Below are 24,738 nucleotides of genomic sequence, written 5' to 3'. Positions count from 1 at the left end.
ACGGGGCTGTCGGATGGAGTCGGCCGGAGCGCATCCGACGGGGCTGTCGGATGGAGTCGGCCGGAGCGCATCCGACGGGGCTGTCGGATGGAGTCGGCCGGGGCGCATCCGACGGGGCTGTCGGATGCAGTCGACCGGAGCGCATCCCACGAGACAGTCGGATGCAGTCGACCGTGGCACATCCGACGAGACTGTCGGACACAGCCGGCCGTGGCACATCCGACAAGACTCCCGGACACAGCCGGGGGCGGCTAGCGCGACACCACCGATTCCAGAACCGCGACGGCCTCGGCCAGCCCCGTCGGACGTGGCAGGCCGGTGACGGTCCGGCCGCTCCAGCCGGGCCCGATCGTCAGGACCACCGGCTTGCGGCGGGCGCCCCGCACCCCCCACTCCATCGCGGCCACGTGCTGGGCCAGCGGCCGGCTGGCGGTCGTCCGGGACTGCGCCCACAGCCCCACCGCCGCCGGCCCGGTCCTGCGTACGGCCGTGACCAGGGACTCCACGGGCAGGGCCCCGCCGAACATCCGCACCGGCAGGCCGCGTTCGGCCAGCGCGGCGGCCAGCACCTCCAGGGGCAGCGTGTGGTTCTCCCCCGGCACGCAGGCGAGCACGATGGTCGCGCCCGGGCGGTCGGCGGCCGAGGGCGGGGCACCACGCCGCAGCGCGCCGGAGACGTGCCAGGACAGGAAGTGCTCGACCTCGACGTACTTCTCGCCCGAGCTCTCCCACTTGCGGCCGACCGCCTGGAGGGTCGGCATGATCACCTCGGTCCAGGCGGCGACCAGCCCGTGTTCGGCGATCGCGGCCTCGAGCAGTTCGTCCAGCGCGGCGGCGTCGAGGCGCAGGGCCGCGCGGGCGATGCCCTTGCACTCCTGACGGACGTCACCGAGGCGCAGTCCGCTGCCCGCGCGGCTGCGGGCGGGGGCGGACGGTCGGGGTGGCGCGTCGGCGTCCCTCCGGCCCGGGGCCGCCTCCCCCGCCTCTTCCGCGGCCGCCTCCGCGGGTGCCGGAGAAGCCCACCCGGACGGAGCCGGCTCCTGCGTCGCTTCGCCGAGCACCGTGCGCGCCGCCTCGGCGGGCGGTATTCCGGTCGCCGTCAGGGCGCACATCCGCTCCAGCCGTGCCACGTCCGTCGACGTCCACCGCCGGTGCCGGCCACCGGTGTGGGCGTCGGGGCCGAGGCCGTAGCGGCGGTCCCAGGTGCGGACGGTGGTGGGTGCGACTCCCAGCCGCCTGGCCACCTCGCCGGTGGTCAGCCCGCCGCCGGGCGGCACGCCCCCGCGTCCGCGGTCCTCGCCGTCCCGTTCGTGTGTACCCATACCTCCGACTGTACGACGCACAAACGACGCATGTTGAGATGCGTCGTTTGTGCCCCGAACACTGGCTTCGAGCGCACGGTCGCGGCTCCGCACAGCGCGACCGGTGCGGTTCGGCAGACGGCCTTCCGTCCCCGCGCGACGCACTGCAGGAGGAACCAGGCCATGATCACGAACACGCGACTCACCACCCCCGCCGCGCCCACCAGGCCCACGCCCACCGCGCCCGCCGCGCCCGCCGCGCCCACGGAGGAAACGCGGTACGAGGAGGAGCTGGCCCGTGGCCTCGTCGCCGCCGACGAGGACGCGTTCGCCGCGATCTACCGGCGCTGGGGCTCGCTCGTCCACACCATGGCCACCCGACTGCTCGGTGACACGTACGAGGCGGAGGATGTGACCCAGCAGGTCTTCCTCGGTGCCTGGCACGGCCGGGCCGGATTCCGTCCCGAACGGGGCCCGCTCGGCGCCTGGCTGGTCGGCATCACGCGCCGCAAGATCGTCGACGCGCTGGCGGCGAGGACGCGGCGGCTGACGCTGATCGACTCGGCAGGCCGCGACGCGGACACCGCCGGGCCCGACGAGGCGGCACCGGACCGCGTCCTGGACCGGGTGCTGCTGGTCGACGCCCTGGCCCGGCTGCCGCGGCACCAGCGGGAGGTGCTGTGCATGGCCTTCTACGAAGACCTGACCCAAGCGCAGATCGCGGAGCGGACCGGCATGCCCCTGGGGACGGTCAAGAGCCACGCCCGCCGCGGCCTGCACCGGCTGCGCCTGGTGCTCGAGCAGCCCCCGGTCCCCGACGCGAACCTGTAGCGGTGACGCCGTACGCGCATCCGCGACGGCCCCCACACCTGAAAACAGGACCGAGACTCCGCACCGTACGGAGTCTCCGTTCGAAGGGATGATTCCCATGACCTCTCACACCCGCCTCGCCCTCGCCGCCTCGGCCGGTGCCTGTGCCCTGGCCCTCGGCGTCTGCACGCCCGCCCTGGCCGACCAGCAGGACAAGGCCATGGTGTCCGTCTTCCACGGCATCCCCGGCATGACCGTGGACGTGTACGCCAACGGCGACGAACTGATCGGCGACTTCAAGCCCGGCACGGTGACGGACCCCAGGTCCCTCGACGCCGGGACCTACGACATCCAGATCTTCGAAGCGGGCCAGGGTCCCGACGGAACTCCGGCCCTGGAGAAGAAGATCGAGGTGCCCGAGGGTGCGAACGCCACGGTCGCCGCGCATCTGTCGGCCGACGGCACACCGGAGCTGACGGCCTTCACCAACGACGTTTCCCAGGTCGACGCGGGCAAGGCCCGTCTGACGGTCCGCCATGTCGCCGCCGCGCCCGCCGTCGACGTGCGGGCCGGCGGACAGCCGGTCTTCAGCGACCTGACCAACCCGAAGGAGGACACCGCCGAGGTCGACGCGGGCACGATCAACGCCGATGTGGTGCTCGCCGGTACGGACACCGTGGCGATCGGTCCGGCCGACCTGAAGCTCGGCGAAGGCACCAGCAACATCGTCTACGCCTGGGGCAGCGCCGACGACAAGAACCTCGCCCTGGCGACCCAGACGTTGAGCGGCATGGCGTCGTCGCCCCGTGGCGTCCCGGCGGGCGGCAGCGGTGCCGCCGTCGAGACGAACTCCTCCGACCTGGGGCCGGCTTTCGCCGCCGGGGCCGCAGCGGTCGCGGTGACCGGCGTGCTGGTGGCCCGCCGTTTCGCCCGCCGGCGTGGCTGACGGCCCGCGACGGCCGACGGGGCCGATGGTGGCGGCTGCCGCTCCGGCAGCCGCCCTCGGTTTTCCTGCCACGCCGTCGGACCCGGCCGCACTTCCGCCCGACTTCGCGGCAGCGCCACTGGCACACGCGCCGGCGGCGGCCCCGACGACACCCCCGGACACGTCGGCCCCCGGCACGGCGCAGGACCCACCGCCCCGTCGCGTGCTCACACCCCGCGCCGGTCTGGACACCCGGATCAGCCCGGTGGGCGTGACGGCCCGAGGGGACATGGCCGTCCCCGGCGACCCGTCCGTGGCCGGCTGGTGCCGCCACGGCCCCGCGCCGGGCAGTGCCCGGGGCTCGGCCGTCCTCGTCGGGCACGTCGACACCGACACCGGAGCACTCGGCGAGTTCCTGGCGCTGTACGGCATGCGGCGCGGAGACCGGGTCGAGGTGCGCCGCGCGGGGGATGAGCCGGTGACCTACCGAGTCGTCTCCCGGCTCACCGTGCCGAAGGAAGCCCTGCCCCCTTCGACGTTCCGCCGCTCCGGCCCCCCGACCCTCACCCTCATCACCTGCGCACCCCCGTACGCCCCCGAGCGGGGCGGTTACGCATCCAACCTCGTCGTCACGGCGGAACCCGTCGGGAGGACGCAGTGGCCCACGTAGAGTCCGCACACCTGGTGGAACTGGCGCTGCGCAACGCCACCCCGACCGACGCCGACGCCGAGGCCCTGCGTCACATCGAACACTGCGACCGCTGCCGCGACGAACTCGTCATGCTGACCCGGCTGGTGACGGCCGCGCGCACTGCGGAGACGGCGGACCTGCCGACCCCGCCCCCCGAGCACGTCTGGCGCCGCATCACCCGAGAAGTCTCCCGCGAGACGGGCACGCCCCCACCACGGCACTACCCGTGGCGCGACAACGGGCCCGGCTGACAGCTCTCACCTCCTCCCCTTCCGTCCGCCGCTCACAGCGGCCAGGCGGTCAGCAGATCGCCGGGGTCGTAGGCGGCATCGAGCCCCGACAGTCGACCCCGCTGCGCCAGACCGCCACGACGGGAACGGGTGCGCCGGTGAGGGCGGCCCGGTGTCGATGGCGAGCTGCCAGGTCGCGCCGGTCGAAGGGCGACTGCTCCAGCCATGTGATGGAGCCGATCTCAGCCGTGGGTATGCCATCCGGGAGCTGACAAGGGCCTGACCCCGAAAGGGCGGGTCCTGCACAGCAAGCCTTTGTGTACACATGGGACACCCGGTACCTTTGAGCACATGACGCAGCCACTGCCCATAGAGTCCATTCGCGATGTCCGGGCGCACCTCGCCGAGGTCGTGGAGCGAGCCGACCGGGATGACGTACCCACCGTGATCACCCGACGCGGCAAGCAGGTCGCCGCCGTGGTGTCCATCGAAGTGCTGCGCAAGTACCAGGAATGGGAAGAACGCGAGATCAACCGGATCATCGACGAGCGCATGGCCAATCCAGCCCCCGGCCTCCCGATCGAGGACATCATGAGGGAGACGCTGGCGCGCAGTGAGTGAGTACCGCACCGTCTTCCGGCCCGAGGCTCAGGCCGAACTCCGCAAGGTCCCGAGAGACATGGCCCTGCGCATTCTGGCGAAGCTGACCGAGTTGGAGAACGACCCCTTGGGGTTCAACACCACCGCCCTCGTCTCCCAGCCCGACCGCCGCCGCCTACGCGTGGGCGACTACCGCGTTGTCTACACGATCGACAACGGCGAACTGGTGGTGTGGGTCGTGCACGTCGGGCATCGCTCCACTGTGTACGACACCTGAGCACGCCGGACGTCGGGTCGGAAGAACCAGCACCGATCCAGCACGGGATGGACGGAGAGGCCGGACTCCCGCGAGTCCGGCCCCTCCTGACCTGTATGTTTGCCACGCCGAGTGACGTGGTGCTACTTCAGCCGCTCACACGTTGAAGCGGAACTCCACCACATCCCCGTCCTGCATCACGTACTCCTTGCCCTCCATCCGCGCCTTCCCCTTCGCGCGGGCCTCCGCCACCGAACCCGTCTCCACCAGGTCGTCGAAGGAGATGACCTCCGCCTTGATGAAGCCCTTCTGGAAGTCGGTGTGGATGACGCCGGCGGCCTCGGGGGCCGTGGCGCCCTTCTTGATGGTCCAGGCGCGGGATTCCTTGGGGCCTGCGGTCAGGTACGTCTGGAGACCCAGCGTGCGGAAGCCGACGTGGGCCAGGGTCGCGAGGCCCGGCTCCTCCTGGCCGACGGACTGGAGGAGCTCCAGCGCCTCGTCCTCGTCGAGCTCGGCGAGGTCCGCCTCCAGCTTGGCGTTGAGGAAGATCGCCTCGGCCGGGGCGACCAGGGCCCGCTGCTCGTTCTTGAAGTCCTCGTCGGTCAGCTCGTCCTCGTCGACGTTGAAGACGTAGAGGAACGGCTTGGTGGTGAGCAGGTGCAGGTCGTGCAGGAGCTCCTCGTTGCCGGAGCCCTGGACGATGCCCGCGGAGAACAGCGTGTCACCCTTCTCCAGGATCTCCTTGGCCTCCTCGACGGCCTTGACCTTCGGCGCGATGTCCTTCTTGATGCGCGACTCCTTCTGGAGGCGCGGCAGGACCTTCTCGATGGTCTGCAGGTCCGCGAGGATCAGCTCGGTGTTGATCGTCTCGATGTCGTCCTTCGGCGAGACCTTGCCGTCCACGTGCACGACGTTCTCGTCCTTGAAGGCGCGGATGACCTGGCAGATCGCGTCGGACTCGCGGATGTTCGCGAGGAACTTGTTGCCCAGGCCCTCGCCCTCGGAGGCGCCGCGCACGATGCCGGCGATGTCGACGAAGTCGACCGTGGCCGGAAGGACCCGCTGCGAGGAGAAGATCTCCGCCAGTTTCGTCAGGCGGGGGTCGGGGACGCCGACCACGCCCACGTTGGGCTCGATCGTGGCGAACGGGTAGTTGGCCGCCAGCACGTCGTTCTTGGTCAGGGCGTTGAACAGGGTCGACTTGCCGACATTCGGCAGACCGACGATTCCGATCGTGAGCGACACGTTGCGACTTCCCGTGAGTGGAGGGCCAGAGGGCCAGGGGACCGGCCGATCCACCAGTCTACGGCGTGTCCGGAACCACCCGGGCGACGTATCGAACGCTTGGCCAAGCCGTGGCCGACGGCGTGTCAGAAGGCCTATTCGGCATATTGAACGACCTAAGTTGGTGCGGTGGAGCAATACAGGACGCGATCTCCCCAGTACGGACCGCGACGGGACCGGCCCAGGCCGCCCCGGCAACCCGTGCCGTCGCAGGCGGGACGGGGGGCGGGGGGCGAGCCCGTGCGCGCGGCCCGGCCGCCGGGGCCGCGGCGCCGCCCGGTGCCGGTACGACGGCCCGCGCCCGCTCCGGCACCCGCCGCGGGAGGGCTGCCGAACCCACGGCTGACCGGCCTGGGCAGCGGGCTGTTCTGCGCGGTGGTGATGTTCCTGCTCGGCGCGCTCTGCTCGGCGCTGTTCGGGGCGTCCCTGACGGCGTACGGCGTGCTGTTCCTGCCGGTGAGTGTGCTGACCGCCCTCTGGGTGCGCCGGGGGGACCTGATGACCGCGCCCGTCGTGGTGCCGATCGCGTTCGCCGTGGGTCTGCTGCCCGTGGCCGACAGCGAGGACGGGACCGGCGGCACGCTGATGGGCCTGGTGACGGCACTCGCCACGCAGGCAGGCTGGCTGTACGGAGGCACTCTCGCCGCCGGGCTGATCGTGATCGTGCGGCGGATCCGGCTGGTGCACCGGCGGCGTACGGCAGGGGGCCGGACGCCGGTCTGACCTCTCGTGGTGCCGGGGGCGTCGGCCCAGGTCCCGTCCCGGGGGCGGGCGGGCGGCACGCTCGGATACCGCTGGTGGCCCCGTCCCCGGTCTGACCTCTCGTGGTGCCGGGGGCGCCGACCCAGGTCCCGTCCCGGGGCGGGCGGGCGGCACGCGCGGATACCGCTAGTGTCCGGCCGCCCGCATCGCCGCGCCCACGATCCCCGCGTTGTTCTGCAACTGCGCCGGGACGATCTCCGCCTTGATGCCCTCGATGTGGGGCAGGAACTTGTGGGCCTTGCGGCTGACGCCGCCGCCGATGATGAACAGCTCCGGCGAGAACAGCATCTCGACGTGGGCGAGGTACTTGGTCACTCGGTGCACCGCCCAGTGCTCCCACGTCATGTCGTGGTCCTCGCGGGCCTTGCTGGAGGCCCGCTTCTCGGCGTCGTGCCCGTCGAGCTCAAGGTGGCCCAGCTCGGTGTTGGGGACGAGCACGCCGTCGACGAAGACCGCGCTGCCGATGCCGGTGCCGAGGGTCAGCAGGATGACCGTGCCCCGGCGGTCGCGGCCGGCGCCGAAGTGCGTCTCGGCGACGCCCGCCGCGTCCGCGTCGTTGACCACCGTCACCGGCAGTCCGCCCAGCCGCTCGCCGAGCAGAGCGCGGGCGTCGGTGTCGATCCAGCTGTCGTCGACGTTCGCCGCCGTGCGGATCGTGGCTCCGTCGGTGACCACGCCGGGGAAGGTGACCCCGATCGGGCCCGTCCAGCCGAAGTGGTCGACGACCTGCTTGACGCCGTCGGCCACCGCGTCGGGCGTGGCCGGGTGCGGGGTGAGGACCTTGTGGCGCTCCTGGGCGAGGTCGCCCTTGTCCAGGTCCACCGGGGCACCCTTGATCCCGGATCCGCCGATGTCCACTCCGAAGATCTGCATGGCCCTACGTTACGACGAACGACTGACAGTCACAGGCCGGTCAGCGGTGCTGCCCGGCCTGTCCCCGATCACTCCCCGGAATTTTCACCGGTCCCTGCGCCACCGCGCTCGGCGGCCAGGGTCGCGGCCTCCTCGCGCAGGTCGCGGCGGAGCTCCTTGGGCAGGGAGAACGTGATGGACTCCTCGGCCGCCTTGACGATCTCGACGTCCTCGAAGCCGCGCGCGGAGAGGTACTCCAGGACCTGCTCGACCAGGATCTCCGGGACGGAGGCGCCCGAGGTGACGCCGACCGTGGTCACGCCCTCCAGCCAGGCCTCGTCGATCTCGTCGGCGAAGTCCACGAGGTAGGCCTCGCGGGCACCCGCGATCTTGGCGACTTCGACGAGCCGCTTGGAGTTGGAGGAGTTGCGCGAGCCGACCACGATGACCAGCTCCGACTCGGCGCCCATCTGCTTCACGGCCAGCTGGCGGTTCTGCGTGGCGTAGCAGATGTCGTCGCTGGGCGGGGAGATGAGCTGCGGGAACTTGTCCTTCAGGGCATCGACGGTCTCCATCGTCTCGTCGACGGACAGCGTGGTCTGGGAGAGCCAGACGACCTTGGACGGGTCGCGGACCTCGACCTTCGCCACATCGCCCGGGCCGTCGACGAGCTGGATGTGCTCGGGGGCCTCGCCGGAGGTGCCGATGACCTCCTCGTGGCCCTCGTGGCCGATCAGGAGGATGTCGTAGTCCTCGTTCGCGAAGCGGACGGCTTCCTTGTGGACCTTGGTGACCAGGGGGCAGGTGGCGTCGATGGTGGCGAGCTTGCCGCGCTCGGCCTCCTCGTGGACGACGGGGGCCACGCCGTGCGCGGAGAACATGACGATGTTCCCCGGGGGCACTTCCTCCGTCTGCTCGACGAAGATCGCGCCCTTCTTCTCCAGGGTCTGCACGACGTACTTGTTGTGGACGATCTCGTGCCGGACGTAGACCGGAGCGCCGTACTGCTCCAGGGCTTTCTCGACGGCGATCACGGCGCGGTCCACACCCGCGCAGTAGCCACGGGGGGCGGCGAGCAGGACACGGCGGCCAGGCGAAGCAGACATGCGTCCCATCGTAAGGCCGCGTTCGGCGGGTCAAAGATCGCGTGCGGGTGGAGTCCCCGGGAAGACTGACATCGCGCGGCGCGAGTGACGTACAGCGGGAGCGGAGGCGCGATGTCCGAGTCCGGCACACAGGCCCGTACGGCCGAGGGGGAGCCCGCGCTGCGGCGCAGCCTCGGCTTTCGTGACCTGGTCGTCTACGGGCTGCTGTTCATCGCGCCGATGGCCCCGGTGGGTGTGTTCGGCACGCTGGACGCCAAGTCGCACGGCGCGGTCGCGCTGGTCTACGTCGTCGCCACGGTCGCGATGGCGTTCACCGCGTTCAGCTACGCGCAGATGGTCCGGGTGGTCCCCCAGGCGGGTTCGGTGTTCGCCTACGCGCGTGCCGGGCTCGGGAACGGGGCCGGGTTCGTGGCGGGCTGGATGGCGATGCTCGACTACGTCCTGATCCCGGCGGTCGCCTATCTGTTCTCCGGGGTCGCGATGAACGCGCTGGTCCCGGAGGTGTCGCGGTGGGTGTGGACGGCGCTGGCGGTGGTCGTGACGACGCTGCTGAACCTGTGGGGCGTCCGGGCCGCCGCCCGGGCGGGCTTCCTGGTGCTGGCGATGGAGGTCGTGGTCCTGGTCGTGTTCGTGGTGTCGGCGGTCGTGGTGCTGGCCCGGGACGGCACCGAGCGGGACTGGCTGTCGCCGCTGACCGGGGACGGTACGCAGGGGGCGTTCGCGCTGTCGGCGGTGCTCGGTGCGGTGTCGGTGGCGGTGCTGTCGTATCTCGGCTTCGACGCGATCGCCTCCTTCGCGGAGGAGGTCACGGGCGGCTCGGCGAAGATCGCGCGGGCGCTGCTGTTCTGCCTGGCGCTGGCGGGTGTGCTGTTCATCGCGCAGACGTACCTCGTGGCGCTGCTGGAGCCGGTGTCGTCGGCGCGGCTGGCGGCGGAGCCGGGGCGGCAGGGGTCGGCGTTCTACGACGCCCTGGACGCCTCGGTGGGCACCTGGCTGCACGACCTGGTCGCGGTGAGCAAGGCGATCGGTGCGGCGTTCGCGGCGCTGGCGGGGCAGGCCGCAGCGGGCCGGCTGCTGTTCGCCATGGGACGTGACCGGCGGCTGCCGCACGTGCTGGCCCGGACGAGCGACGGGGTGCCCCGGGTGGCACTGCTGTGCGCGGCCGTGGTGACCCTGGTGGCGGCGGTGTGGGCGGCCCGCCGCGACGACGGCATGGACCAGCTGGTGTCGGTGGTCGACGTCGGCGCGCTGACGGCGTTCACGTTGCTGCACGCGAGCGTGGTGGGCTGGTTCGCGGTCAGACGCCGGGGCGGCCCGATGATCTGGTGGCGCCATGTGCTGGCACCGGTGGCGGGAGCGGCGATCACGATCGCCGTGATCGTGGAGGCGTCGGGAACGGCCCAGGTGGTGGGCGCGGTGTGGCTGGCGGTGGGGTTGGCGGTGCTGGCGGTGCAGGGAAGCCGGCGGGCGGTGCCGCCGCCGTGAGGTGCCGGTGCCGGCAGGGCGGTTGAGCCGGGTTGTCGGTGCCGCCCACTACCCTCGCGGCATGGCTGTGAACACGACTCCGGAAGCACCGCTGCCCGTCGGCGAGGTGTCGCGGCTCATCGGGGGCTGGATCGACCGGCTCGGGGCGGTGTGGGTCGAGGGGCAGATCACGCAGTTGTCGCGGCGGCCGGGCGCGGGTGTGGTGTTCCTGACACTGCGGGACCCGTCGTACGACATCTCCGTCGGCGTCACCTGCTACCGGCAGGTGTTCGACGCCGTCGCGGACGTGGTGAGCGAGGGCGCCCGGGTCGTCGTCCTCGCGAAGCCCGAGTGGTACGCCCCGCGCGGCCAGCTGTCGCTGCGGGCCGCCGAGATACGGCCCGTCGGGGTCGGTGAGCTGCTCGCACGCCTGGAGCAGCTGAAGAAGGCCCTCGCGCGCGAGGGGCTGTTCGCGGCGGAGCGCAAGAAGCCGCTGCCGTTCCTGCCGCAGCTGATCGGGCTGGTCTGCGGACGGGCCTCGGCCGCAGAGCGGGACGTCCTGGAGAACGCCCGGCACCGCTGGCCCGCCGTCCGCTTCGAGGTGCGCAACGTCGCCGTGCAGGGCGTGCACGCCGTGCCTCAGGTCGTGCAGGCCGTGAAGGAGCTCGACGCGATCGACGACGTGGACGTGATCATCGTCGCCCGGGGCGGCGGCAGCGTGGAGGACCTGCTGCCGTTCTCCGACGAGCAGCTGATCCGGACGGTCGCGCAGTGCCGTACGCCCGTGGTGTCCGCCATCGGGCACGAGCCGGACAACCCGCTGCTGGACCAGGTCGCCGACCTGCGCGCCTCCACTCCGACGGATGCCGCGAAGAAGGTCGTGCCGGACGTCGGCGAGGAGTACGAGCGGGTGCGGCAGCTGCGGAACCGGGCGCGGCGGTGTGTGGCGGCGCTGGTGGAGCGGGAGGAGCGCGGGCTGGCGCACGCGCTCGCGCGGCCGTCGATAGAGGATCCGCACCGGATGATCGACGCGCGGGCCGACCAGGTGGCGGACCTGCTCGACCGGGGCCGGCGCTGTCTGCGGCACCAGCTCGACCGCGCCGACTCGGAGCTGACGCACACGCACGCGCGCGTGGTGGCCCTCTCCCCCGCCGCGACCCTGAAGCGCGGGTACGCCGTGCTGCAGAAGGCGGACGGGCACGTGGTCCGCGATCCGGGCGAGGTGGAGGCCGGCGAGGCCCTGCGCGCGCGGGTCTCCGAGGGTGAGTTCTCCGTACGAGTGGACACATAGGGTGGGTGGATGACCAGCGAGGTTGATGAGACACCGGGTACCGGCGAGGCGCTCGGGTACGAACAGGCGCGGGACGAGCTGATCGAGGTCGTCCGGCGCCTGGAGGCGGGCGGTACGACGCTGGAGGAGTCCCTCGCGCTCTGGGAGCGCGGCGAGGAGCTGGCCAAGGTGTGCCGGCGCTGGCTGGACGGGGCCCGGGCGCGGCTGGACGCGGCGCTGGCGGAGGAGGCCGCGGAGGACGGGGACGGGGAGTAACCCACCGGGACCGTGCGGTTCGGGGTGACACACGACACGCTCACGTTAGTTGAACATTGAACTTCATTCGCGTACGGTCGAAGACGTCAGCCGATCTTCCGGACCGACCGTCGCGAGAAAGTGCCTTCATGTCCCTCGTTCTTGACCCCGCCGCCCAGGACCTGCTGTTCCGCGAGGCCCGATCCGCCAACACCTTCACCGACGAGCCGGTGACCGACGAGCAGGTGCAGGCGATCTACGACCTGGTCAAGTACGGTCCGACCGCCTTCAACCAGACGCCGCTGCGCATCACCCTGGTCCGCTCCCCCGAGGCCCGTGAGCGCCTGGTGGCGCACATGGCCGAGGGCAACCGGCCCAAGACGGCGAGCGCCCCGCTGGTGGCGATCCTCTCCGCGGACAACGAGTTCCACGAGGAGCTGCCGCACCTGTTCCCGGCCGCCCCGCAGATCAAGGACGTCTTCTTCACCGAGCGCCCGGTCCGCGAGAACGCCGCCGCGCTGAACGCCGCCCTCCAGGCCGCGTACTTCATCGTCGGTGTCCGTGCCGCCGGTCTCGCCGCCGGCCCGATGACCGGCTTCGACTTCGAGGGCGTCCGCAAGGAGTTCCTGGACGACGACCACACCCCGCTGATGGTCGTCAACATCGGCCGCCCCGGCCCGGACGCCTGGTACCCGCGCTCCCCGCGCCTGGACTTCGACCAGGTCGTCACGACGGTCTGAGCCGCCCCCGCGGACGCGCACGAGAAGGCCCCCGGCATCGATGCCGGGGGCCTTCTCGTGCGCGTTCACTTCGTCCGCAGCGCCTCGGCCATCTTCGTCAGCTGCGCGAACGACGCGGTGCCCGTCACGACCGTCGTCGAACCCTTGGTGCCCTCCAGGACCAGCGCGTCGTACCGGCCGCCCTCGTAACGGGTCCAGGTGCCGTCGCCGATCCTCTCGGTCTTCCCGGTCTCCTGAGCGCCCTGCGTCGCCTCGTCGAGGAAGACGGGGCGCCGCTGAGTGGACTGCTCGACCGCCACGTACTCCCCCTCGGGATCGTGGAAGCCGAGGTGCCAGGCGTCGAACTTGTCGCCCCGGAAGCGGACGGAGGTGGCCTTCCACGCGTCGGGCAGGCCCTGGGGCGCGGCCACGGGGTAGGAGGCCGCGCGGCGTGCCGTGAGCAGCTCGACGCGGTAGTCGACGGCCTTCACGTCGGGCGCGCTGTCGTCGTGCGGGATGAAGAGGTACACGAAGCCCGCTACGAGGATGATGATTCCCATGGAGAGGACCATGTCCCGCGCCGTCTTCTGCTTGCCGTTCTTGCCTGCCACGCCCCCATCGTCGCAGGTCCCTGCCGCGCTCATCCGTGGGGGCCCCTGCTCATTTTGGCGACTCGGAGATAGAGTCGGGCGACAACACCCTCATCCGGCCGTCGTCGTACAGAAAGGTGCGCTCCGATGACCGAGCATCATCACTTGCCGTCCGAACTCGATGTGCCCTCCGAGGCCCCCGACCGCAACCTCGCCCTGGAGCTCGTCCGGGTCACCGAGGCGGCGGCGATGGCCGCGGGCCGTTGGGTCGGGCGGGGTGACAAGAACGGCGCCGACGGTGCCGCGGTGCGCGCCATGCGCACCCTCGTCTCCACCGTCTCGATGAACGGCGTCGTCGTCATCGGCGAGGGCGAGAAGGACGAAGCCCCGATGCTGTTCAACGGGGAGCGCGTGGGCGACGGCACCGGGCCCGAGTGCGACATCGCCGTCGACCCGATCGACGGCACCACGCTGACGGCGAAGGGCATGACCAACGCGATCGCGGTGCTGGCCGCCGCCGAGCGCGGGTCCATGTTCGACCCGTCCGCCGTCTTCTACATGGACAAGCTCGTCACCGGGCCGGAGGCGGCCGACTTCGTCGACATCAACGCCCCGGTGTCGGTGAACATCCGCCGGGTCGCCAAGGCGAAGCGGTCCGCGCCGGAGGACGTGACGGTGGTGATCCTCGACCGGCCGCGGCACGAGGGCATCATCAAGGAGATCCGGGAGACCGGGGCGCGCATCAGGCTGATCTCCGACGGCGACGTGGCCGGCTCGATCCTGGCGCTGCGCGAGGGCACGGGCGTCGACCTGCTGCTCGGCATCGGCGGTACGCCGGAGGGCATCATCTCGGCCTGCGCCGTGAAGTGCCTGGGCGGCACGATCCAGGGCAAGCTGTGGCCCAAGGACGACGAGGAGCGGCAGCGGGCGATCGACGCGGGCCACGACCTCGACCGCGTGCTGATGACCGAGGACCTCGTCACCGGCGAGAACGTGTTCTTCGTGGCCACCGGCATCACCGACGGGGAGCTGCTGCGGGGTGTTCGCTACCGGGCGGAGACCGCCACGACCGACTCGATCGTGATGCGGTCGCGGTCGGGCACGGTCCGCCGGATCTCCTCCGAGCACCGGCTGAGCAAGCTGCGTGCCTACAGCGCGATCGACTTCGACAAGGGCAAGTAGCCCCCGGGCGAAGCAGGCCGGCACCCGAGCGGAGCGCCGGCACGACGAAAAGGGCGTCCCCGGTGCGGTGGGGACGCCCCTTTTCGTGGCGCGCGTCGGTGGTGCTCGTTTCGCGGTGCTGGGCCGTCAGCCTGCCGCCGCTATCTGGTCCGCCGGGCGGGCCGTCTTCTTCAGCTCCATGTCGCGGCGGCGGCGCCGGGCCAGGACCACGCGGCGCTCGGCGGCGGTGAGGCCGCCCCAGACGCCGTAGGGCTCGGGCTGGAGCAGGGCGTGTTCGCGGCACTCGACCATCACCGGGCAGCGGGCACAGACCCGTTTCGCCGCTTCCTCCCGGGACAGCCGCGCGGCGGTCGGCTCCTTGGAGGGGGCGAAGAACAGTCCGGCCTCGTCACGCCGGCACACCGCCTCGGTGTGCCATGGGGCGTCTTGGTCCCTGTCTCGCGCTGGCACCCGCGGGGCCGGAACGGCAGCTACCTGCACGGACGAATGCGGCGGTTGCAGCACGGTCTACTCCTGACGACGGCTTCGCGAGCGAGAGACGATGCAGCAAGGCCTACCCGCTGTACGCGCGCCTATGCACTGAGTTCCGAACCGCCGGATTCGGGGGATTCGCGACTGTCAATGCCCCAGGTGTTTGCGCAAACTCCTGTCGACCTTGCGGTGCACCCGGTCCAGGATGTCCGCCACGACCTTGCCCCGCTTCGGCCGCGCCTCGACGCTGCCGAGGACGGCCCAGCCGTCGACGTAGACGATGGGGGCCTGCGGGTCGCCCGAGTCGAGGGTGGCCACCTCGAAGCTGCCGAGGACGCCGCCGCCCGTGCCGCGCAGCGACACGTTCTCCGGGACGCGGATGTCGACGCTGCCGAAGATCGCGAACGACTTGACCACGACCTGCTGGTGGCCGAAGAGGGCCTCGCTGAGGTCTATCTCGACACTGCCGAAGATCGCGTACGCGTGGATCCGGCGGCCCGCGCGCCAGCGGCCCTTGCGGACGGCGCTGCTGAAGACCGCGACCACGTTGTCGTCCGCGTCGATCGGGATGGCGCCGGCCGTGGGGCGCAGCGGGGCCGGGGCGTGGGCGGGGCCGGGGACCTGGCGGTGGGCCGCGGGCAGGTCCCGGATGAAGACCTCCAGCTCGCCGACGGTCTTGGCGCGCAGCACCCCCTCCACGCGCTCGGCGTGCTCGTCCGCCGTGAGGCGGCCCTCGGCCAGGGCGTCGTGCAGGATGTCGGCGATGCGGTCGCGCTCGGCGTCGGAGGCGCGGAGCTCGGAGCCGGCGGGCTCCTGCTTCTGAAGGTCCTGCTTCGAGAGGTCCACGGCAGCAGCGTACCGAAACACGATAGATCGCGACACCCCTGGTTCGCGGCCGGGTGTGACGAACTGAGCCTTACCTCACAAGCTCGCCGTCAGCGGCAGGTTCTACGCTGGTTGACGCCCGCCGACGGAAGCGGGCCGTCGTCCGCCGAGTGAGGAATGGGCTGAGATGCCTGAGTTCGCGTACACCGATCTGCTCCCCCAGGGAGAGGACACCACCCCCTACCGGCTGGTGACCTCCGAGGGTGTCTCCACGGTCGAGGGGCCGGACGGGCGGACCTTCCTCCAGGTGGAGCCGGAGGCGCTGCGCAAGCTCGCCGAGGAGGCCATCCACGACATCCAGCACTACCTGCGCCCGGCCCACCTCGCGCAGCTGCGCCGCATCATCGACGACCCCGAGGCGTCGTCCAACGACAAGTTCGTGGCGCTGGACCTGCTGAAGAACGCGAACATCGCGGCGGCGGGCGTGCTGCCGATGTGCCAGGACACGGGCACGGCGATCGTGATGGGCAAGCGCGGGCAGAACGTGCTGACGCGGGGCCGTGACGAGGAGGCCCTGAGCCGCGGCATCTACGACGCGTACAAGAACCTGAACCTGCGCTACTCGCAGATGGCCCCGCTCACCATGTGGGACGAGAAGAACACCGGCTCCAACCTCCCCGCGCAGATCGAGCTGTACGCGACCGACGGCGGCGCCTACAAGTTCCTCTTCATGGCGAAGGGCGGCGGCTCGGCCAACAAGTCGTTCCTGTACCAGGAGACGAAGGCCGTCCTGAACGAGTCCTCCATGATGAAGTTCCTGGAGGAGAAGATCCGTTCGCTGGGTACGGCGGCCTGCCCGCCGTACCACCTGGCGATCGTGGTCGGCGGCACGTCCGCCGAGTACGCGCTGAAGACCGCCAAGTACGCCTCCGCGCACTACCTGGACGAGATCCCGGCCGAGGGTTCCGAGCTCGGGCACGGCTTCCGGGACAAGGAGCTGGAGGAGAAGGTCTTCGAGCTGACACAGAAGATCGGCATCGGCGCGCAGTTCGGCGGCAAGTACTTCTGCCACGACGTGCGTGTGGTGCGCCTGCCGCGGCACGGCGCGTCCTGCCCGGTCGCCATCGCCGTGTCCTGCTCCGCCGACCGCCAGGCCGTCGCGAAGGTCACCGCCGAGGGCGTCTTCCTGGAGCAGCTGGAGACGGATCCGGCGCGGTTCCTGCCGGAGACGACCGACGAGCACCTCGACGAGTCCTCCGACGTGGTGAAGATCGACCTCAACCAGCCGATGGACACCATCCTCGCCGAGCTCACCAAGTACCCGGTGAAGACCCGCCTGTCCCTCACCGGCCCGCTGGTCGTGGCCCGCGACATCGCGCACGCCAAGATCAAGGAGCGGCTGGACGCGGGCGAGGAGATGCCGCAGTACCTGAAGGACCACCCGGTGTACTACGCCGGTCCGGCCAAGACGCCCGAGGGCTACGCGTCGGGCTCCTTCGGCCCGACCACGGCCGGCCGGATGGACTCCTACGTGGAGCAGTTCCAGGCGGCGGGCGGCTCCAAGGTGATGCTGGCCAAGGGCAACCGCAGCAAGCAGGTCACGGCCGCGTGCGACGCCCACGGCGGCTTCTACCTCGGCTCCATCGGCGGCCCGGCCGCGCGCCTCGCCCAGGACTGCATCAAGAAGGTCGAGGTCGTCGAGTACGAGGAGCTCGGCATGGAGGCCGTGTGGAAGATCGAGGTGGAGGACTTCCCGGCCTTCATCGTGGTCGACGACAAGGGCAACGACTTCTTCCAGGACCCGGCGCCGGCGCCGACGTTCACCTCGATCCCGGTGCGGGGCCCCGGCCTGGCGTAGTGCCTCGGGCGCGGCGGGAGAGAGATGCCGCTCCCGCCGCCTCACGGCTTGGTGACGCCGGCACCCGCCTCCGCCGGCTGCCCGCCCTCGCCTCCATTCCGGTACGCGGTCCCGGACTCGCCTGACGACGGCGGTGATGATTCGCCTGCACGGGGAACAGTGGTCGCGGCGCTGACGCTGTGACACGTGGAGGTGATCGTCGATGACCGACGAGCAGGACAGGACCGAGTACCGCACCGAGCACGACTCCATGGGCGAGGTGCGGGTGCCCGCGCACGCCAAGTGGCGGGCGCAGACCCAGCGGGCCGTGGAGAACTTCCCCGTCTCCGGGCAGCGCATCGAGCGCGCGCACATCGAGGCGCTGGCCCGCATCAAGGGGGCGGCGGCCAAGGTCAACGCCGAGCTGGGGGTCCTGGACAAGGACATCGCCGGGGCGATCCAGGAGGCCGCCGGGGAGGTCGCCGAGGGGAAGTGGGACGAGCACTTCCCGGTCGATGTGTTCCAGACCGGGTCCGGCACCTCGTCCAACATGAACACCAACGAGGTCATCGCCACCCTCGCGAGCGAGCGCCTGGGCAGCGGCGTGCACCCGAACGACCACGTCAACGCCTCGCAGTCGTCCAACGACGTTTTCCCCTCCTCGATCCACATCGCCGCCACGGCCGCCGTGACGCGCGACCTGGTCCCGGCGCTGGAGCACCTCGCCGCCTCTCTGGAGCGCAAGGCCGAGGAGTTCGCCGACGTCGTGAAGTCCGGGCGGACGCACCTCATGGACGCCACGCCCGTGACGCTGGGGCAGGAGTTCGGCGGGTACGCGGCCCAGGTGCGGTACGGCATCGAGCGTCTCGAGGCCTCCCTCCCCCGGCTCGCCGAACTGCCCCTCGGCGGCACGGCCGTCGGCACCGGCATCAACACCCCGCCCGGCTTCGCCGCCGCCGTGATCGAGGAGGTCGCCCGCACGACCGGGCTGCCCCTCACCGAGGCCCGGAACCATTTCGAGGCGCAGGGCGCCCGGGACGGCGTCGTCGAGACCAGCGGGCAGCTGCGCACCATCGCGGTCGGGCTGACGAAGATCGCCAACGACCTGCGCTGGATGTCCTCCGGGCCGCGCACGGGCCTGGCCGAGATCGCCCTGCCGGACCTCCAGCCCGGCTCGTCGATCATGCCGGGCAAGGTGAACCCGGTCATCCCGGAGGCCGTGCTGATGGTCGCCGCCCAGGTCGTCGGCAACGACGCCACCGTCGCCACGGCGGGCGCCGCCGGGAACTTCGAGCTCAACGTGATGCTGCCGGTCATCGCGAAAAACGTGCTGGAGTCGGTCCGGCTGCTCACCAACGTGACACGGCTGCTCGCCGACCGGACCGTCGACGGCATCACCGCGAACCGCGAGCGGGCGCGGGAGTACGCCGAGTCGTCCCCCTCCGTCGTCACGCCGCTCAACAAGTACATCGGCTACGAGGAGGCCGCGAAGGTCGCCAAGAAGGCCCTGGCCGAGCGGAAGACGATCCGTCAGGTCGTGCTGGACGGCGGCTACGTGGAACGCGGCGACCTGACCGCGGAGCAGCTCGACGAGGCCCTGGATGTCCTGCGGATGACACACCCGTGACGAGGGGACGCGTTCGTGTGCCCGGCGCGTGAACCGTGACACGCGCCGCAGCGTCGTATGCCTACGGCACCTAATATCTGTTCATGGCGGACGGTGGAGCGATGAGACGCGTGGAAACGGGTGGTGCGGCAGGCTTCTGGGCACCCGGGAGCCGGATCCTGTGGCGGTACCGGGAGAACGGCGGCACGCATGTGCACATCGCGCGCCCCGTGACCGTCGTCCGGGACGAGGCCGACCTGCTCGCCGTGTGGCTGGCGCCCGGCACCGAATGTGTGAAGCCCGTGCTCGCCGACGGCACGCCCGTGCATCTGGAGCCGCTGGAGTCGCGCTACACGCGGCCTCGGACCGTGCAGCGCGACCGGTGGTTCGGCACGGGTGTGCTGAAGCTGGCCCGGCCCGGCGAGCCCTGGTCGGTGTGGCTGTTCTGGGAGCCGGGCTGGCAGTTCAAGAACTGGTACGTGAACCTGGAGGAGCCGCTGGCCCGTTGGGCGGGCGGCGTCGACTCCGTCGACCACTTCCTGGACATCTCCGTCCATCCCGACCGCAGTTGGCACTGGCGGGACGAGGACGAGTTCGCCCAGGCCCGGCGGGACGGGCTGATGGACGACCAACAGGCGGAAAGGGTACGGGCGGCGGGCCGGGACGCGGTGGAGGTGATCCGCGCCTGGGGGCCGCCGTTCTCGGAAGGCTGGCAGCACTGGCGCCCGGATCCCTCCTGGGCTGTACCGTCACTGCCGGAGGACTGGGATCGTACGCCCGCGCATGTGTCCTCATGAGACCCTTGATGCGCCCCCGGGCAAGAAACGTAGGATCGTCCTCCGCAAGGGCGCGCGGCGGCAACTACCTGAGCACGCGCTGGGCTTGACCGATCGTCACCGAGGGGCGGCAGGACGTGAGCGAGGGGTACGAGGGCAACACCGGCGGGGCCTGCGCCACGGGCCCCAGGGGCCGTCGGACGGCCTCTGCGGGCCGCAGACGGTCCGCCGGTGGCACAGGAACAACCTCTGACCACGCGGGAATTCCGTTCCTGGGGCACGTAATCCGGGTATCGGAGTTTCGGCGGGACCACCTGCGTGCGCGGCGCGCAGCCCCGGACGGATGGATTCGACACGCGTGACGGAGCAGCCGACCTCGTTCGAACGCCCCCAGACGGGCGGCGACCCCGTGGATCCCCGCGGGGCGTTCGGGCATACCCCGACACCGGCGCGTGCGCCCGGCGCCGGCGCCTTACCGGTACAGGGCCGCCCCGGCGGCCATGTCACCGTTCCGGTCACGACGGCACACGGCGCGCCGGGCACGTCGGAGCCGGGCACCTCCACGCCGTTCGGCAAGGGCAAGGACACCGTGAGCGACCCCGCCTTCGAGCACTCCCAGCCGGGCGCCGAGCAGACCGCCGAGCGCGAGACCCCTCGGCCGCGCCCCGCCCCCGAAAGCATTCCGGTCCAGCCGGCCGACGAACAGGACCGGCCGGGGGTGAGCACCGACGGGCAGGAGCGCCGCAGCGGCCAGAGCCTGCCGCCCGGCCGGCCCACGCCCATGCGGCGGGACGGCGACCGGCTGAGGTTCGTGGGGGCCGCGACGAGGCGGATCGCCCGGGGCATCGACCTCGACGAGATCGTGATGGGGCTGTGCCGGGCCACCGTGCCCACCTTCTCCGACGCGATCCTGGTCTATCTGCGCGACCCGCTGCCCGTCGGCGACGAGCGGCCCACCGGCCCGCTGGTGCTGCGGCTGCGCCGCACCGACCGGATACCGGCGGAGCGCGACACCGAGAACGGCTTCCAGCCGGCCGCGCAGCCCGAACCGAACGAGCTGGACACGGTCGGGGCGGAGCTGTGCGAGGTGCGGCCCGGCAGCGCGCTCGCCGAGGTGCTGCGCGGGGTGCGCCCGGTGTTCACCGACGCCCCCGCGGCCCGCGCCGCACTGCCGGAACTGCTGGGTGACGGCGGCGAGTTCGCCGTGCCGGACGGGCAGCGCGCGATCCTCGCCCCGCTGCGCGGCCGGCGCCGGGTCATCGGTGCCGCCCTGTTCCTGCGCCGCCCCGAACGCATCGCGTTCGAGGCCGACGACCTCCTGGTGGCCGCGCAGCTCGCCACGCACAGCGCCCTCGGCATCGACAAGGCCGTGCTGTACGGCCGCGAGGCCTACATCGCGGACGAGCTGCAGCGCACCATGCTGCCGGAGACGCTGCCCCGCCCCACGGGCGTGCGGCTGGCCTCCCGCTATCTGCCGGCCGCGGAGACGGCCCGGGTGGGCGGCGACTGGTACGACGCGATCCCGCTGCCGGGCAGCCGGGTCGCCCTGGTCGTCGGTGACGTGATGGGCCACTCCATGACGTCGGCCGCCATCATGGGCCAGCTGCGCACCACGGCCCAGACCCTCGCCGGCCTCGACCTGCCGCCGCAGGAGGTCCTGCACCACCTGGACGAACAGGCCCAGCGCCTCGGCGTGGACCGCATGGCGACCTGCCTCTACGCCGTGTATGACCCGGTATCGCACCGCATCACCATCGCCAACGCCGGTCATCCGCCGCCCGTCCTGCTCCACCTGGGCGGTCGTGCCGAGGTGCTGCGCGTGCCCGCCGGTGCCCCGATCGGGGTCGGCGGCGTGGACTTCGAGGCCGTGGAGCTGGACGCGCCCGCCGGTGCGACCCTGCTGCTCTACACCGACGGCCTGGTCGAGTCGCGGCTGCGCGATGTGTGGACCGGCATCGAGCAGCTGCGGGAGAAGCTCGCCGCGGTCGCGCAGCTCACCGGGCCGGACCATCCGCCGCCCCTGGAAGCGCTGTGCGACGAGGTGCTCGACATGCTCGGCCCGGGTGACCGGGACGACGACATCGCGCTGCTCGCCGCCCGCTTCGACGGGATCGCCCCCAGCGACGTGGCGTACTGGTTCCTGGAGCCGGAGGACGCAGCCCCTGGCCGTGCCCGCCGGCTGGCCCGGCGTGCGTTGCAGCGCTGGGGCCTGGAGGAGCTCAGCGACTCCGTCGAGCTGCTGGTCAGCGAGGTCGTCACCAACGCCGTGCGGTACGCCTCGCGGCCGGTGACGCTGCGTCTGCTGCGCACGGACGTGCTGCGGTGCGAGGTCGGCGACGACGTGCCGCAGCTGCCGCGGCTGCGCCAGGCACGCGCCACCGACGAGGGCGGGCGCGGGCTGTACCTGGTGAACCGGATGGCCCGGCGCTGGGGCGCGACCCGGCTCAGCACGGGCAAGGTGGTCTGGTTCGAGCTGAACCGCGGCTGACGAAGCCGTGACGACGAAGCGAAGGGCGCCCGGTGTGTACCGGGCGCCCTTCCTCGTCTCTGGTTCGGCTACTCGTCGTCGCCCGGCCTGATCGGCTCGAACGGGTCGCCTCCGTCACCCGGCGGTGTCGTCTGCGGCGACGTCGGCGGGGTGAGGGTGGGCGGTGTCGTCGACGGGGACGGCGGCGGGGACGACGAGGGCTTCTCCGTCGTCGGCGGCGGGGACGACGACGGCTCCTCGGTCGTCGGCTCCTGCGACGGCTCCTCGGTCGGCGACTGCGAGGGCGTCGGCGTCCAGGTCGGCTGGACGGCGGCGCCCTGCTGGGTCTCCAGGTCGAACGTGTCGACGTCGCCCATCACACCGAAGGTGTACGCCGCCCAGATCTGCGCCGGGAACCCGCCGCCGTTGACACGGGGCTCGCCGCCCGCCTTGTACATCGGGACCTGGGCGTGGGTCTTGGCGTCCTCGCCGAACAGGCCGACCGAGGTGACCAGGCCGGGCGTGTAGCCGGTGAACCAGGCCGACTTGTTGTTGTCGGACGTACCCGTCTTGCCCGCGACCTGCTGGCCGTCGCGGCGGGGGTTGTTGGCCACGGACGTCTGGGCGGTGCCGTCGTCGACCACGCCGGTCAGCACCGAGGTGACCGAGTCGGCGGCCTCGCGGCTGATGACCTGGTCGCCGACCGGGTCGGGCATGGTGACGTTCTGGTTCAGGTGGTCCGCCGACTTCACAAGGGCCGGGGTGACCTTCTTGCCGTGGTTGTCGAGGGTCGCGTAGACACCGGCCATCTGCAGGGGGCTCGCGCCCATGCTGCCCAGGGTCTGCGCGGGCACGGCCTCCATGTTCTCGGTGTCCATGCCGAGCTTGCCGGCGACCTTGACCACCTCGGACATGCCGACGTCGACGCCCATCTGCGCGAAGACGGAGTTGACGGACTTGTTCATCGCCGTCTGGACGGAGATCGGGCCGTAGTCGCGGTCGTCCTCGTTCTCGGGGGCGAAGCCGACCTTGGTGCCGTCCTCCACGACCTGGCGCTTGCTGGTGCCGTCGTAGACCGTGTTCGCGGTGATCGGCTTGCCGCTCTGCGTCTTCGCCTGGGCCTCCAGGGCCGCGGCCAGGATGACCGGCTTGAAGGTGGAGGCGGGCTGGTAGTCGGCGCGGGTCGCGTTGTTCATGTAGTGCTTGAAGTAGTCCTCGCCGCCGTACATCGCGACCACCGCGCCGGTCTTGGGGTTCACGGACGCGGCGCCGGCCTGGACGTCTCCGTCGACCTTGCGCTTGTCGGGGTCGAGCTTGCTGTTCAGCTGCCGCTGGACGGACTTCTCCAGCGCCGCCTGCTTCTTCTTGTCGATGTTGAGCGTCAGGGTCCAGCCGCCGGCGTTGACCAGTGCCTCGGCTTCCTTGGTGCTGTCGGCGGTGCCGTCGGCGACGAGCTGCTTCTCCAGCGCCGAGTTGGCCGCGTTGACCAGGTAGCCCTTCTGGCCCTCCATGCCGGGGGCGGGCTTGGGCTCCTCGGGCACCGGGAACTTCATCCCGGCCCGCTCGGACGCGCTCAGCCAGCCCTCTTCGACCATGTTGTCCAGGACGTAGTTCCAGCGCGCCTTCACCAGCTTCTTACCGCTCTCCGAGGCGGCGGCCCAGTCGTACTGGCTGGGGGCCTGGAGCAGCGCGGCGAGGTAGGCGCCCTGCGCGACGGTGAGCTTCTCGGCGTCCTTGCCGTAGTAGGCCTGGGCGGCGGCCTGGATGCCGTAGGCGTTGCGGCCGTAGTAGCTGGTGTTGATGTAGCCGGCGAGGATGTAGTCCTTGGACTTCTCCCGGTCCAGCTTCAGCGAGATGACCAGTTCCTTGAGCTTGCGGGAGACGGTCTGTTCCTGCGTCAGGTAGTAGTTCTTGACGTACTGCTGGGTGATCGTCGAACCGCCCTGCGCGCCCCGGCCGGAGACCGTGTTGAACAGACCCCGGGCGGTGCCCTTGAAGTCGACGCCGGCGTCCTTGAAGAAGGTCTTGTTCTCGGCCGCGACGAACGTCATCCGCACCTCCTTCGGGACGCGGGACAGATCGACGTTCTCGCGGTTGACCTTGCCGTCGCGGGCCATGATCGAGCCGTCGCTGTACTTGTAGATGTTGCTCTGCCGCTTGGCGTCGGCGTTCCCCTCGGGGATGTCGATCACCATGTACAGCACGATGAAGGCGCCCATGCCCAGCAGGCACAGGCCGAGGAAGGTGCCGAGGATCTTCTTCCAGGTGAAGAGCCTGCGTATGCCGCTCTTCCCGGCCGCGGCCGACGAACGGTGGTTCCTGGGTGCCGCCCGGCGCCCACCGCGCTGTCGGGCGCGTCTCTCTTCCGCTCGTCCCATGAGTCCGATCTGCTCCGCTTCGTTCATGTGTGCTCACATGTCACACAGGTTCGCCGCTCAGGTCAGCTCAGAAAGCTAACA

At 71.2% G+C, this 24,738-nt stretch carries 24 protein-coding genes and 1 pseudogene; 16 read left to right on the top strand and 9 right to left on the bottom strand.

Annotated features, from left to right (window positions below):
- Positions 1-251: 251 nt before the first annotated feature.
- Positions 252-1,322, bottom strand: a complete 1,071-nt coding sequence (locus tag QOL88_RS25510; RefSeq protein WP_097219945.1) for a MerR family transcriptional regulator — start codon at positions 1,320-1,322, stop codon at positions 252-254.
- A gap of 162 nt (positions 1,323-1,484) precedes the next feature.
- Between QOL88_RS25510 and QOL88_RS25505 the strand changes: the two genes are divergently transcribed.
- The 4 genes from QOL88_RS25505 (at position 1,485) to QOL88_RS25490 (ending at position 3,978) form a co-directional block, all read left to right on the top strand.
- Positions 1,485-2,132 (top strand): sigma-70 family RNA polymerase sigma factor, encoded by a 648-nt coding sequence (locus tag QOL88_RS25505; RefSeq protein ID WP_097219942.1) that lies wholly within the window; start codon positions 1,485-1,487, stop codon positions 2,130-2,132.
- A gap of 97 nt (positions 2,133-2,229) precedes the next feature.
- A complete protein-coding gene (locus tag QOL88_RS25500; RefSeq protein ID WP_097219939.1) occupies positions 2,230-3,057 on the top strand; it encodes a DUF4397 domain-containing protein in 828 nt (275 codons plus the stop codon).
- 202 nt (positions 3,058-3,259) lie between these two features.
- The gene (locus QOL88_RS25495; protein WP_257027892.1) at positions 3,260-3,706 is read left to right on the top strand and encodes a class F sortase; all 447 of its coding nucleotides are present in this window, start codon (positions 3,260-3,262) and stop codon (positions 3,704-3,706) included.
- The gene (locus QOL88_RS25490) at positions 3,694-3,978 is read left to right on the top strand and encodes a hypothetical protein (protein ID WP_097219936.1); all 285 of its coding nucleotides are present in this window, start codon (positions 3,694-3,696) and stop codon (positions 3,976-3,978) included. Before QOL88_RS25495 ends, QOL88_RS25490 begins: the two co-directional genes overlap by 13 nt.
- Positions 3,979-4,010: 32 nt before the next feature.
- Here QOL88_RS25490 and QOL88_RS25485 read toward each other — a convergent pair.
- Positions 4,011-4,198: pseudogene (locus QOL88_RS25485) on the bottom strand (ATP-binding protein); the annotation flags it as partial.
- Between the two features lie 110 nt (positions 4,199-4,308).
- On the opposite strand from QOL88_RS25485, the gene QOL88_RS25480 reads away from it, so the two are divergent.
- Both QOL88_RS25480 and QOL88_RS25475 read left to right on the top strand, forming a co-directional pair.
- A complete protein-coding gene (locus tag QOL88_RS25480; protein WP_097219933.1) occupies positions 4,309-4,578 on the top strand; it encodes a type II toxin-antitoxin system Phd/YefM family antitoxin in 270 nt (89 codons plus the stop codon).
- Complete coding sequence (locus tag QOL88_RS25475; protein ID WP_097219931.1) at positions 4,571-4,834, top strand: type II toxin-antitoxin system RelE family toxin; 264 nt, start codon at positions 4,571-4,573, stop codon at positions 4,832-4,834. The genes QOL88_RS25480 and QOL88_RS25475 overlap by 8 nt, the downstream gene beginning before the upstream one ends.
- A gap of 135 nt (positions 4,835-4,969) precedes the next feature.
- Here QOL88_RS25475 and ychF read toward each other — a convergent pair whose 3' ends face one another.
- Entirely contained in the window at positions 4,970-6,058 is a 1,089-nt protein-coding gene (ychF, locus tag QOL88_RS25470; RefSeq protein ID WP_030842729.1) for a redox-regulated ATPase YchF, read from the bottom strand.
- A gap of 168 nt (positions 6,059-6,226) precedes the next feature.
- Here ychF and QOL88_RS25465 point away from each other — a divergent pair, with 168 nt between their 5' ends.
- Positions 6,227-6,820, top strand: coding sequence for a DUF6542 domain-containing protein (locus QOL88_RS25465; protein WP_283445907.1), 594 nt, complete (start codon positions 6,227-6,229; stop codon positions 6,818-6,820).
- A gap of 165 nt (positions 6,821-6,985) precedes the next feature.
- Here the strand turns inward: QOL88_RS25465 and ppgK are convergent, their stop codons facing one another.
- Positions 6,986-7,732: a polyphosphate--glucose phosphotransferase gene (gene ppgK / locus QOL88_RS25460; RefSeq protein ID WP_097219928.1), complete on the bottom strand. Its 747-nt coding sequence runs from the start codon at positions 7,730-7,732 to the stop codon at positions 6,986-6,988.
- Between the two features lie 68 nt (positions 7,733-7,800).
- Positions 7,801-8,826, bottom strand: coding sequence for a 4-hydroxy-3-methylbut-2-enyl diphosphate reductase (locus QOL88_RS25455; protein ID WP_097219926.1), 1,026 nt, complete (start codon positions 8,824-8,826; stop codon positions 7,801-7,803).
- Between the two features lie 102 nt (positions 8,827-8,928).
- Here QOL88_RS25455 and QOL88_RS25450 point away from each other — a divergent pair, with 102 nt between their 5' ends.
- The 4 genes from QOL88_RS25450 to QOL88_RS25435 all read left to right on the top strand — a co-directional run bounded on the left by QOL88_RS25450 (position 8,929) and on the right by QOL88_RS25435 (position 12,546).
- The gene (locus tag QOL88_RS25450) at positions 8,929-10,302 is read left to right on the top strand and encodes an APC family permease (RefSeq protein WP_097219923.1); all 1,374 of its coding nucleotides are present in this window, start codon (positions 8,929-8,931) and stop codon (positions 10,300-10,302) included.
- Between the two features lie 61 nt (positions 10,303-10,363).
- A complete protein-coding gene (xseA, locus tag QOL88_RS25445; RefSeq protein ID WP_097219920.1) occupies positions 10,364-11,572 on the top strand; it encodes an exodeoxyribonuclease VII large subunit in 1,209 nt (402 codons plus the stop codon).
- Between the two features lie 9 nt (positions 11,573-11,581).
- On the top strand, positions 11,582-11,827 hold the full coding sequence (locus QOL88_RS25440) for an exodeoxyribonuclease VII small subunit (protein ID WP_097219918.1): 246 nt from the start codon (positions 11,582-11,584) through the stop codon (positions 11,825-11,827).
- Between the two features lie 128 nt (positions 11,828-11,955).
- Positions 11,956-12,546: a malonic semialdehyde reductase gene (locus tag QOL88_RS25435; RefSeq protein ID WP_283445906.1), complete on the top strand. Its 591-nt coding sequence runs from the start codon at positions 11,956-11,958 to the stop codon at positions 12,544-12,546.
- Positions 12,547-12,611: 65 nt separating this feature from the next.
- Here the strand turns inward: QOL88_RS25435 and QOL88_RS25430 are convergent, their stop codons facing one another.
- A complete protein-coding gene (locus QOL88_RS25430) occupies positions 12,612-13,136 on the bottom strand; it encodes a DUF4245 domain-containing protein (RefSeq protein WP_097219916.1) in 525 nt (174 codons plus the stop codon).
- A 126-nt stretch (positions 13,137-13,262) separates the two neighbouring features.
- On the opposite strand from QOL88_RS25430, the gene glpX reads away from it, so the two are divergent.
- Positions 13,263-14,297, top strand: coding sequence for a class II fructose-bisphosphatase (gene glpX, locus QOL88_RS25425; protein WP_097219914.1), 1,035 nt, complete (start codon positions 13,263-13,265; stop codon positions 14,295-14,297).
- 126 nt (positions 14,298-14,423) lie between these two features.
- On the opposite strand, the gene QOL88_RS25420 is transcribed toward glpX, so the two are convergent.
- Positions 14,424-14,801 (bottom strand): WhiB family transcriptional regulator, encoded by a 378-nt coding sequence (locus tag QOL88_RS25420; protein WP_097219911.1) that lies wholly within the window; start codon positions 14,799-14,801, stop codon positions 14,424-14,426.
- 114 nt (positions 14,802-14,915) lie between these two features.
- On the bottom strand, positions 14,916-15,614 hold the full coding sequence (locus tag QOL88_RS25415) for a DUF1707 SHOCT-like domain-containing protein (RefSeq protein WP_097219909.1): 699 nt from the start codon (positions 15,612-15,614) through the stop codon (positions 14,916-14,918).
- Between the two features lie 166 nt (positions 15,615-15,780).
- Here QOL88_RS25415 and QOL88_RS25410 point away from each other — a divergent pair, with 166 nt between their 5' ends.
- The 4 genes from QOL88_RS25410 (at position 15,781) to QOL88_RS25395 (ending at position 22,300) form a co-directional block, all read left to right on the top strand.
- Complete coding sequence (locus QOL88_RS25410) at positions 15,781-17,451, top strand: fumarate hydratase (RefSeq protein ID WP_097219906.1); 1,671 nt, start codon at positions 15,781-15,783, stop codon at positions 17,449-17,451.
- Between the two features lie 202 nt (positions 17,452-17,653).
- Positions 17,654-19,057, top strand: a complete 1,404-nt coding sequence (locus QOL88_RS25405; RefSeq protein ID WP_097219903.1) for a class II fumarate hydratase — start codon at positions 17,654-17,656, stop codon at positions 19,055-19,057.
- Positions 19,058-19,140: 83 nt separating this feature from the next.
- Positions 19,141-19,833 carry a cytidylyl-2-hydroxypropylphosphonate hydrolase gene (fomD, locus tag QOL88_RS25400; protein WP_097219901.1) on the top strand — a complete coding sequence of 231 codons (693 nt, stop codon included), beginning with the start codon at positions 19,141-19,143 and terminating at the stop codon, positions 19,831-19,833.
- Positions 19,834-20,155: 322 nt separating this feature from the next.
- Positions 20,156-22,300 carry a SpoIIE family protein phosphatase gene (locus QOL88_RS25395; protein ID WP_097219898.1) on the top strand — a complete coding sequence of 715 codons (2,145 nt, stop codon included), beginning with the start codon at positions 20,156-20,158 and terminating at the stop codon, positions 22,298-22,300.
- Between the two features lie 68 nt (positions 22,301-22,368).
- Here QOL88_RS25395 and QOL88_RS25390 read toward each other — a convergent pair whose 3' ends face one another.
- On the bottom strand, positions 22,369-24,657 hold the full coding sequence (locus tag QOL88_RS25390) for a transglycosylase domain-containing protein (protein WP_097223181.1): 2,289 nt from the start codon (positions 24,655-24,657) through the stop codon (positions 22,369-22,371).
- Positions 24,658-24,738 lie beyond the last annotated feature (81 nt).

Origin of the sequence: Streptomyces sp. Ag82_O1-12, assembly GCF_900182715.1 — a bacterium.
Lineage (GTDB): Bacteria > Actinomycetota > Actinomycetes > Streptomycetales > Streptomycetaceae > Streptomyces > Streptomyces massasporeus.
This window is presented reverse-complemented; position numbering and strand designations above follow the sequence as displayed.